The sequence below is a fragment of the Streptomyces sp. NPDC058469 genome (genome assembly GCF_042721125.1).
Lineage (GTDB): Bacteria > Actinomycetota > Actinomycetes > Streptomycetales > Streptomycetaceae > Streptomyces.
The window spans coordinates 58750-68633 of sequence record NZ_JBHXME010000035.1 but is presented as its reverse complement, the minus strand read 5'-3'; the positions used below and the strand labels follow the sequence as shown (position 1 = coordinate 68633).

The window sequence follows — 9884 nt, the reverse complement described above, 5'->3', positions numbered from 1 at the left end:
GGCTCGTTGTGGAGTGCGGGGACCCTGTGGGAGAGTAGGACACCGCCGAACAAATATTGAAAGGGTTGGATCCTGAACTTCGGTTCGGGGTCCAACCCTTTTTTGTTGCGCGTCACTTGAAGTTCACGTTGCGCAATCACCATCCGAGCATGGGTACTGCTGCAATGCTCAGGGCCGCGGGCGTCGGACTCGGTGACGAGGTCGTCGTGCCGGCGTTCGGGAACGTGGAAGTCGCCGAGGCCGTCACCCTGGCGGGTGGGCTGCCGGTGTTCGCCGACATAGATCCGGTGACCTACTGCCTCGACGCGTCCGCTGTCGAAGCGGCCGTAACTCCGCGTACGGCGGCGATAGTTGTCGTACATCGGTTCGGTCGGTCGGCTGATGTCGGGCGGTTGCTCGGGGTCGGGCAGCGGCATGGGCTGTTGGTGTTGCAGCAGGGGGAGTCCGAGGCGCCGTACGACGAGGTGGCTCAGCGGCGGGAGCGGGCTGCCTATCTTGATGCGAAGTTGCGCGGGGTGCGGACGCCCGACGGCGGGGACGGGCACACCTACCAGCAGTACGTCGTGCGGGTGCCGGGGAACGGGCGGCCGGATCGTGATGCCTTCGCTCGGGCCGTGCGCGGTAGGGGAGTTGAGTGCCGGGTGCCGGTGAAGACGCCTGTGCACCGGCTGCCGGAGTTCCGGCGGTGTGTGGCGCTGCCGGAGACCGAGCGGGCGGCGGACGAGACGCTCGCGCTGCCGGTGGACGCCTCGTTGACCAAGCGGGAGATGCAGCGGATCGTTTCTGCGTGCAACGCGCTCGGGGGACTGTTGCAGCCCGCTTTCTGATCGAGTCGGGGTCGGGCGGCGGTGGTTGGGCGCACGGGCCTGTTCGGGGTATGATTCTTTTCGTTGCCGCGAGGGGAACCTCGGGAAAGCGACAGGCCCTCTTAGCTCAGTCGGTAGAGCGTCTCCATGGTAAGGAGAAGGTCAACGGTTCGATTCCGTTAGAGGGCTCCAGACATCAGAAGGCCCCGCCCAATTGGGGGGGGGCGTCGGCGTGTTGGGGGTCAGTCCTTCTGGAGACCCGGGACGCGCATCGCCAGGATGGCCATGTCGTCGGACGGGGCGTCCGACGCGAAGCGTTCGACCGCGCGCATGACGCGGGCCGCGACCGCGCCGGCCGTGAGGCCCGTGCAGGTCGTGAGGACGTCCGTGAGGCCGTCGTCGCCGAGCATGCGGGTGCCCTCGCGGCGTTCCGTGACGCCGTCCGTGACGCACAGGAGGACGTCGCCGGGGTCGAGGGTGACCGTCTGCTCGTAGAGCTCCAGGTCGTCCATGACGCCCAGGAGGGGCTGGGGTTCGGCGGCCGGTTCGACCGTGCCGTCCTGGCGCAGGCGGAGCGGGAGCGGGTGGCCGGCGCAGACCACCTTCAGCTTGGCGCTGCCGTCCTCCTGGGGCCACAACTCGCCGTAGAGGAGCGTCAGGAAGCGGCTGCGGGCTCCCTCGTCGAGGATCGCGGAGTTGAGGCGCTCCAGGACAGCTGGGCCGCTGAAGCCCTCCCTGGCGAGCAGGCGGAGGGCGTGGCGGGCCAGGCCGGTGACCGCGGCGGCCTCGGGGCCTGTGCCGCAGACGTCGCCGATGGCGAAGCCGTAGACGCCGTCGCGGATGGGGAAGAGGTCGTAGAAGTCGCCGCCCACCTCGTTGCCCTCGCCGGCCGCGCGGTAGATGACCTCGACCTCGACGCCCTCGATGTGCGGGAGGTCGGGGGGCAGGAGGCTGCGCTGGAGGGACTGGCTGATGGCCGTGCGCTCCGAGTACAGGCGGGCGTTGTCGAGGGCGAGGGCGGCACGGCGGCTCAAGTCCTCGGCCAGTTCCAGGATTTCCTGGCGGAAGTGTTCGTCGGTGGGCTTGCCGAGGGTCAGCATGCCGATGACGCGGTTGCGGGCGACCAGGGGGAGGACGACCGTCTCGCCGCCGACTGCCGAAGCCGTGGCGAGAGTTGGGCCGATGCCCGAGCTGACGCGGCGGGTCGGTTCGCCCAGGCCGAGGCTGCGCATGGAGGTGCGCAGGGCGGCCTGGTGGGCGGCCTCGGCGGGGGCGGCCCAGACGCGGGCGCCGGGGGTGGGGACCGGGTCCGGAGGGGCGATCTTGGAGAGCAACGACTTGATGCCGTCGATGAATTCCTCGTCCTCGTGCAGGACGTAGGAGAGGTACGGGTCCGAGGACTGGTCGGCGATCGTGTAGACCGCGCACCAGGTCGCGAGGGTCGGGACGGTCATCTGGGCCATCAGCGCCAGGGTTTGGTCGCGGTCCAAGGTGCCCGCGAGGAGGTCGGAGGCCTCGACCAGGAAGCTGAGCGAGCCGCGGCGCAGGCGTTCCAGTTCGCCCAGGCGGGCCGACTCCACCGCCAACGCGATGCGGTCCGCGGCGAATTGGAGGCGCAGGGCCTCTTCGTTCGAGTATCTGTTGGGGGCCTCGGCGGCGACCCCGAGGGAGCCGGTGAGGCGGCCCTCGACCTTCAGCGGGACCGTCACGACCGAGCGCATTCCGGTGCCGCTGAGGAGCGGTACGGCGCCCGGGACGGCCTGTAGGTCCTCGTGGACGGCCGGCATGCGGGCGGAGCCGTAGCGGCCGGGGCCGGCTTCGACGGGTACGCGCGCGAAGCGCTGGCGGGCGGAGGGCAGGCCGGTGGAGGCGCGGACCTCCAACTCCGTTTCGTCGTCGGTCGCGAGGAGCAGGAAGGCGGAGTCGCCGTCGAGCATGTCGCGGGCGCGTTCGACCGTGCGTTGGAGGAGGCCGTCGAGGTCGTCCGGCGCGGGGGAGCCGATGAACACCTCGAAGGGGTCGGCGTTGTGGCCGTCCGGGGTGGACGCCGCGTCGGGGGCGGGGCCGCGCAACGGGGTCTGCAGAACCGCGCGTTCGTGGTCCCTCACCAGGAGGCACACGGTTGACGGCTCGCCGCCGGTGTCGCGGACGCGGAGGTGGGAGGCGTAGACCGGGGTCACGCGTCCGTCGGCGCCGCGGATGCCGTAGGTGCCCTCCCAGCGGGAGAGGCGGAGTGCCTCGGCGATGCCGGTGCTGGTGCCCGGGGTGTGCGGCCAGGCGGCGAGGTCGGTGAGGGGCTTGCCGGTGACCTGCTCGGCGGCGTAGCCGAAGAGTTCCTCGGCGTCCTCGTTCCAGGACGCGATGGAGCCCGTACGGTCGATCTGGACGACCGCGACGCGGACCCTGCCGTCGGCGAGCGGGAGCAGGGCGGCCGGCAGGGACGGGCCGGCCGCGCGGGTGCCCACCGGGCGTGCGGGGAGGTCGAGTTGGAACCAGACCAGTTTCTGCGTGGGGGTGTAGTCGACGCCCCAGCGGCTGGCCAGGGCCGCGCACAGCTGGAGGCCGCGGCCGCCCTCGCGGTCGGGGCTGCTCATGGTGATCGCGGCCCCCTGGAGGGGGATCTCACGCTCCGGGTAGTGGTCGGCGACCTCGATCCTTGCACCGTCGTCACTCCGCAGACACAGAACATCCGCGGCCGTGCCCGCGTGGACCACGGCGTTGGTCACCAGCTCGCTGGTGAGGACCACGGCGTCGTCGACGATGTCGGCGAAGCCCCAGCCCTGCAGGGTGTCGCGGACGAAGGACCGCGCGGTGGCGACCGATCGTCCGACGGGGTCGAAACTGGCGGCCGCGCGCGCGGTGATCACAGAACTCCTCGGCCTGTCGTCGGCGGGCAGGTCGCCATGGCCGATCGTCGCCTGCCGGGGCACCGGCTGGTTTCCGGTCGGCGGGGGATCCTGGGGCGTTCCCCCAGGATGCAGTCCGGTGGTCATGGTGCGGTGCCCCTCCGATGCCTGCCCGCTCGTGCTCGTGCCACCGCCCAGGCCGGACGGAACCGGCGTGGCTGGACAGCCGCATGCAAGGTTACTTACCTTCACCGTCCATGCGGATGCCGGTCCGCAGTGTTTCCGTCCTGAGGGTGTGCGGACCGTGTGCGAAGCTGCCGAACTGTTATGGCCTGGTTCAGGCAGGGTGAAACACTGGGCAGGATTCTGGTGAAGGTCCGGGCGGGCCGGGTGTCTTCTGTGTACGGAGGGCGCCACACCCTGTTGAAGCCCGGTAAACCGGGCAGAGATACGCGGCAGTAGCTGATACGCCGAGCAAGAGCACCTGAGCACAGCAGTAACGGTCGACCCCTGCGGGAGGGACACAGTGGAGTCTGGCGCAGCGACGCGGGGCACTAAGACGCGCGCGAAAGGCGGACAGTCCCTGAAGAACCAGCGTAAACCGCGCAATGGGACCACGGAGGTGGACGCGGCCTCGTTGGACCGGCTGCTGACGGCTCTCGTCTCCATGCGGGACGGGAACTTCCGCAAGCGGCTCACGGTGTCCGGCGACGGCGTGATGTCGGAGATCGCCGCCGTGTTCAACGAGGTGGCCGACCGCAATCTGCATCTCACGGGTGAGCTGTCCCGGGTGCGGCGCGTGGTGGGACGTGAGGGAAAGCTCACGGAGCGGCTGGAGACGGGCGCCTGCGAGGGTTCCTGGGCGTCGGCCATCGATGCCTCCAACGCCCTCGTGGACGACCTCGTACGGCCCGTCTCCGAGGTCGGACGGGTGCTGTCCGCGGTGGCGGAGGGTGATCTGTCGCCGCGCATGGAGCTGCGGACACAGGCGCCGGACGGGACCGGGCATCCGTTGCGCGGGGAGTTCCTGAAGGTCGGGCGGACCGTCAACAACCTGGTCGACCAGCTGTCGACGTTCACCGACGAGGTCACACGCGTGGCCAGCGAGGTGGGCACAGAGGGCAAGCTGGGCGGGCAGGCACGCGTGCGTGGCATGTCCGGCTCGTGGAAGGACCTCACGGAGTCGGTCAACACGATGGCGTACCGGCTGACGGCCCAGGTGCGGGACATCGCCCTGGTGACCACGGCGGTCGCCAAGGGCGACCTGTCGCGGAAGGTCACGGTCCATGTCGCCGGCGAGATGCTGGAGCTCAAGAACACCGTCAACACGATGGTGGACCAGCTGTCGTCGTTCTCCTCCGAGGTGACGCGAGTCGCCCGCGAGGTGGGCACCGAGGGCGAGCTGGGCGGCCAGGCACAGGTGCCGGGTGTGGCCGGTGTGTGGAAAGACCTCACCGACTCGGTGAACATCATGGCCGGGAACCTGACGGCCCAGGTGCGCGGGATCGCCCAGGTGACGACGGCTGTCGCCAACGGTGACCTGTCGCAGAAGGTGACGGTGTCGGCGCGGGGCGAGGTCGCCCAGCTCGCCGAGACGATCAACCAGATGACCGAGACGCTGCGCACCTTCGCCGACGAGGTCACACGCGTGGCCAACGAGGTCGGTGCCGAGGGACAGCTCGGCGGGCAGGCGAACGTGCCGGGTGCGGCGGGAACGTGGAAGGACCTCACCGATTCGGTGAACACGGTCTTCCGGAACCTGACGATCCAGGTGCGGGACATCGCCGCCGTGACGACGGCCGTGGCGAGCGGTGACCTGTCCCAGAAGGTCACCGTGAACGTGGCCGGCGAGATGCTGGAACTGAAGAACACCGTCAACGGGATGGTGGACCAGCTGTCCTCGTTCGGTGCCGAGGTCACGCGCGTGGCGCGCGAGATCGGTGTCGAGGGTGAACTGGGCGGCCAGGCACAGGTGCCGGGCGCGGCCGGAACGTGGAAGGACCTGACGGACTCCGTCAACACAGCGTTCCGCAACCTCACCGGACAGGTGAGGAACATCGCCCAGGTGACGACGGCCGTGGCCAATGGCGACCTGTCGCAGAAGGTCACCGTCGACGTGTCCGGCGAGATGCTTCAGTTGAAGAACACCGTCAACACGATGGTGGACCAGCTGTCGTCGTTCGCCGACCAGGTGACCCGGATGGCCCGTGACGTGGGCACGGAGGGTCGTCTCGGTGGCCAGGCGCGCGTGGACGGCGTCTCGGGCACCTGGAAGGAACTCACCGACTCCGTCAACTCGATGGCCGGGAACCTGACCTCCCAGGTGCGCAACATCGCCCAGGTGACGACGGCGGTGGCCCAGGGCGACCTGTCCCAGAAGATCGACGTGGACGCGCGTGGCGAGATCCTGGAGCTGAAGAACACCATCAACACGATGGTCGACCAGCTGTCCGCCTTCGCCGACCAGGTGACCCGGGTGGCCCGCGAGGTGGGCACGGAGGGCCGTCTGGGCGGGCAGGCGCAGGTGCCCGGCGTCGCCGGTGTGTGGCGCGACCTGACCGACTCGGTGAACGGCATGGCCGGCAACCTCACCGCCCAGGTGCGCAACATCGCGCAGGTCGCGACCGCGGTGGCCCGGGGTGACCTGTCCCAGAAGATCACCGTGGACGCGCGCGGGGAGATCCTGGAGCTGAAGAACACCCTGAACACGATGGTCGACCAGCTGTCCTCGTTCGCCGAGGAGGTCACGCGGGTGGCCCGCGAGGTGGGCACCGAGGGGCAGCTGGGCGGTCAGGCCGAGGTGCAGGGTGTCTCCGGCACCTGGAAGGACCTCACGCAGTCGGTGAACTTCATGGCGAACAACCTGACCATCCAGGTGCGCCAGATCGCCGAGGTCACGACCGCCGTCGCCAAGGGCGACCTCTCCAAGAAGATCACCGTCGACGCCAAGGGCGAGATCCTCGAACTCGTCACCACGGTCAACACGATGGTCGATCAACTGTCGTCCTTCGCCGAGCAGGTGACCCGCGTGGCCCGCGAGGTGGGCACCGAGGGCATCCTGGGCGGCCAGGCGCACGTTCCGGGTGTCACGGGCATCTGGAAGGACCTCAGCGGCAACGTCAACCTGATGGCCAACAACCTGACCATGCAGGTGCGGAACATCTCCCAGGTCGCGGCGGCCGTCGCCAACGGCGACCTGACGCGGACGGTGACGATCGAGGCGCGCGGCGAGGTCGCGCAGCTCGCGGACACCTTCAACACCATGGTGAAGACGCTGAGTTCGTTCGCCGACCAGGTCACCAAGGTGGCCCGCGAGGTGGGTACGGACGGCATCCTCGGCGGTCAGGCGCGCGTGCCCGGTGTGGCCGGCACGTGGAAGGACCTCACCGAGTCCGTGAACGGGATGGCGTCCAACCTGACCGGTCAGGTGCGCAACATCGCGATGGTCACCACGGCCATCGCCAAGGGCGACCTGACCAAGAAGATCGACATCGACGCGCGCGGCGAGATCCTCGAACTGAAGACGACGATCAACACGATGGTCGATCAGCTGTCCAGTTTCGCCGAGGAGGTCACCCGGGTCGCCCGCGAGGTGGGCACGGAGGGCCAACTCGGCGGCCAGGCACGCGTGCGTGACGTCGACGGCACCTGGCGCGACCTCACCGAGTCGGTGAACGAGATGGCCGGGAACCTGACCCGGCAGGTGCGTGCCATCGCGCGCGTGGCGACCGCGGTGACCCGTGGCGACCTGAACCTGAAGATCGACGTCGACGCCGCCGGCGAGATCCAGGAACTGCAGGACTACATCAACAAGATGATCGCCAACCTGCGCGACACCACGATCGCCAACAAGGAGCAGGACTGGCTCAAGGGCAACCTCGCCCGCATCTCCGCGCTGATGCAGGGCCGCCGCGACCTGGACGACGTCGCCTCGCTGATCATGAGCGAGCTGACACCGGTGGTCTCCGCCCAGCACGGCGCGTTCTTCCTCGCGCTGCCCCTGGCGGACGTGGAGGGCGAGGAGGCGTACGAACTGCGCATGCTCGGGTCGTACGGCTACTCCATGGGCTCCATGCCGACCTCGTTCAGGCCCGGTGAGGCGCTGATCGGGACGGCCGCCCAGGAGCGGCGCACGATCCTCGTGGAGAACGCGCCCAGCGGCTATCTGAAGATCTCCTCGGGGCTCGGGGAGGCGCCGCCCGCACAGGTGATCGTGCTTCCGGTGCTGTTCGAGGGGAAGGTGCTCGGCATCATCGAGCTGGCCTCCTTCACGCCCTTCACGCACATCCAGAAGGACTTCCTCAACCAGATCGCCGAGATGATCGCGACCAGCGTCAACACCATCTCCGTCAACACCAAGACGGAGGTACTGCTGAAGCAGTCGCAGGAGCTGACCGAGCAACTCCGGGAGCGGTCGGCCGAGTTGGAGAACCGGCAGAAGGCACTCCAGTCGTCCAACGCCGAACTGGAGGAGAAGGCCGAGCTGTTGGCCCAGCAGAACCGGGACATCGAGGTCAAGAACACCGAGATCGAGGAGGCGCGGCAGGTCCTGGAGGAGCGCGCCGAGCAGCTCGCGGTGTCGATGCGCTACAAGAGCGAGTTCCTCGCGAACATGTCGCACGAACTGCGCACACCGCTCAACTCGCTGCTGATCCTGGCCAAGTTGCTCGCCGACAACGCGGAGGGAAACCTCTCCCCGAAGCAGGTCGAGTTCGCCGAGACGATCCATGGCGCGGGGTCCGACCTGCTCCAGCTGATCAACGACATCCTGGACCTGTCGAAGGTCGAGGCGGGCAAGATGGACGTCTCCCCGACGCGTATCGCGCTCGTCCAACTCGTCGACTACGTAGAGGCCACTTTCCGCCCGCTGACCGCGGAGAAGGGCCTCGACCTGTCCGTACGGGTGTCGCCCGAACTGCCCGCCACGCTGCACACCGACGAGCAGCGGCTCCTTCAGGTGCTGCGCAACCTGCTGTCCAACGCGGTGAAGTTCACCGACTCCGGGGCGGTCGAGCTGGTCATCCGGCCGGCCGGCGCGGATGTGCCGGTGGCGATCCGGGAGCAGCTCCTGGAGGCCGGTTCACTGCGGGACGCGGACGCCGGCCTGATCGCGTTCTCGGTGACCGACACCGGGATCGGGATCGCGGGCAGCAAGATGCGGGTGATCTTCGAGGCGTTCAAGCAGGCGGACGGTACGACCAGTCGCAAGTACGGCGGTACGGGTCTCGGGCTGTCGATCTCCCGGGAGATCGCGCAGCTGCTCGGCGGTGAGATCCACGCGCAGAGCGAACCGGGACGCGGTTCGACGTTCACGCTGTATTTGCCGCTGCACCCGAGCGAACTGCCCCCGCAGGGCTACCAGCAGCTGCCCGCGCTGGAGGCGGGCGACCTGGTGGCGTCCGCGGCGGAACTCGCCGAACTCGCGGAGCGGGGCGAGGTGGACATCGAGACGCCGGCCGAGGTGAAGTCGTACCACGAGACGCAGAACGGTGCCGCCGCGCTCTTCAGGCGCCGTCGCAGGGCCGTCGAGCAGTCCGCCCAACTGGGGCAGACCGTACGGGACCAGTGGGTGGTCCCGGATTCGCCGCCGGCGCGCAGGGGCATCCGGTTCGGCGGGGAGAAGGTGCTGATCGTCGACGACGACATCCGCAACGTCTTCGCGCTGACCAGTGTCCTGGAGCAGCACGGGCTGTCCGTGCTGTACGCGGAGAACGGCCGTGAGGGCATCGAAGTCCTGGAGCAGCACGACGATGTGACGGTCGTTCTGATGGACATCATGATGCCCGAGATGGACGGATACGCGACGACGACTGCGATCCGCAGGATGCCCCAGTTCGCCGGGCTCCCGATCATCGCGCTGACCGCGAAGGCGATGAAGGGCGACCGGGAGAAGGCGATCGAATCGGGCGCCTCGGACTACGTCACCAAGCCGGTCGATCCCGATCACCTGCTGTCGGTGATGGATCAGTGGATGCGCCCGGAGTGAAGGAAGCGACCGGACTTGACGGGAAAGCAGTGGGAACGGTGCGGGGAACGTTCGGTGGCCACGCGGAGTTGCTGACTGAGTGTGGCCGAAGCCGTGTAGAAGTACGGGATTCGGGGAACCTTCTGGTCTCCCGCTGCGTTTCTGCTACGTGCACAGTGACATCACGGTGACAGGGTGTGGCGACAGGCGGGGTGCGGCTACCATGACCGGCACAAGGACGGACGGCGCAAGAGAGTCGTCCCCTGG

3 protein-coding genes and 1 tRNA gene are annotated in these 9884 nt (G+C 68.6%); 3 read left to right on the top strand and 1 reads right to left on the bottom strand.

The genetic code is table 11. From position 1 onward, the window contains the following. Positions 1-164: 164 nt before the first annotated feature. Together ACFWP5_RS17960 and ACFWP5_RS17955 are read left to right on the top strand one after the other, a co-directional pair. A complete protein-coding gene (locus tag ACFWP5_RS17960) occupies positions 165-827 on the top strand; it encodes a DegT/DnrJ/EryC1/StrS family aminotransferase (protein WP_366493447.1) in 663 nt (220 codons plus the stop codon). Between the two features lie 95 nt (positions 828-922). Then, positions 923-998: transfer RNA gene (locus tag ACFWP5_RS17955), tRNA-Thr, on the top strand. A 50-nt stretch (positions 999-1048) separates the two neighbouring features. On the opposite strand, the gene ACFWP5_RS17950 is transcribed toward ACFWP5_RS17955, so the two are convergent. Next, positions 1049-3799: a SpoIIE family protein phosphatase gene (locus ACFWP5_RS17950; RefSeq protein ID WP_384156758.1), complete on the bottom strand. Its 2751-nt coding sequence runs from the start codon at positions 3797-3799 to the stop codon at positions 1049-1051. Positions 3800-4178: 379 nt separating this feature from the next. Between ACFWP5_RS17950 and ACFWP5_RS17945 the strand changes: the two genes are divergently transcribed. After that, positions 4179-9638, top strand: coding sequence for a HAMP domain-containing protein (locus ACFWP5_RS17945; RefSeq protein ID WP_384156755.1), 5460 nt, complete (start codon positions 4179-4181; stop codon positions 9636-9638). Positions 9639-9884 lie beyond the last annotated feature (246 nt).

Bases quoted from the DNA above. Each gene is read 5' to 3' on its own strand.
- ACFWP5_RS17950 (WP_384156758.1), bottom strand. From the start codon at position 3,799: ATGACCACCGGACTGCATCCTGGGGGAACGCCCCAGGATCCCCCGCCG.
- ACFWP5_RS17960 (WP_366493447.1), top strand. From the start codon at position 165: ATGCTCAGGGCCGCGGGCGTCGGACTCGGTGACGAGGTCGTCGTGCCG.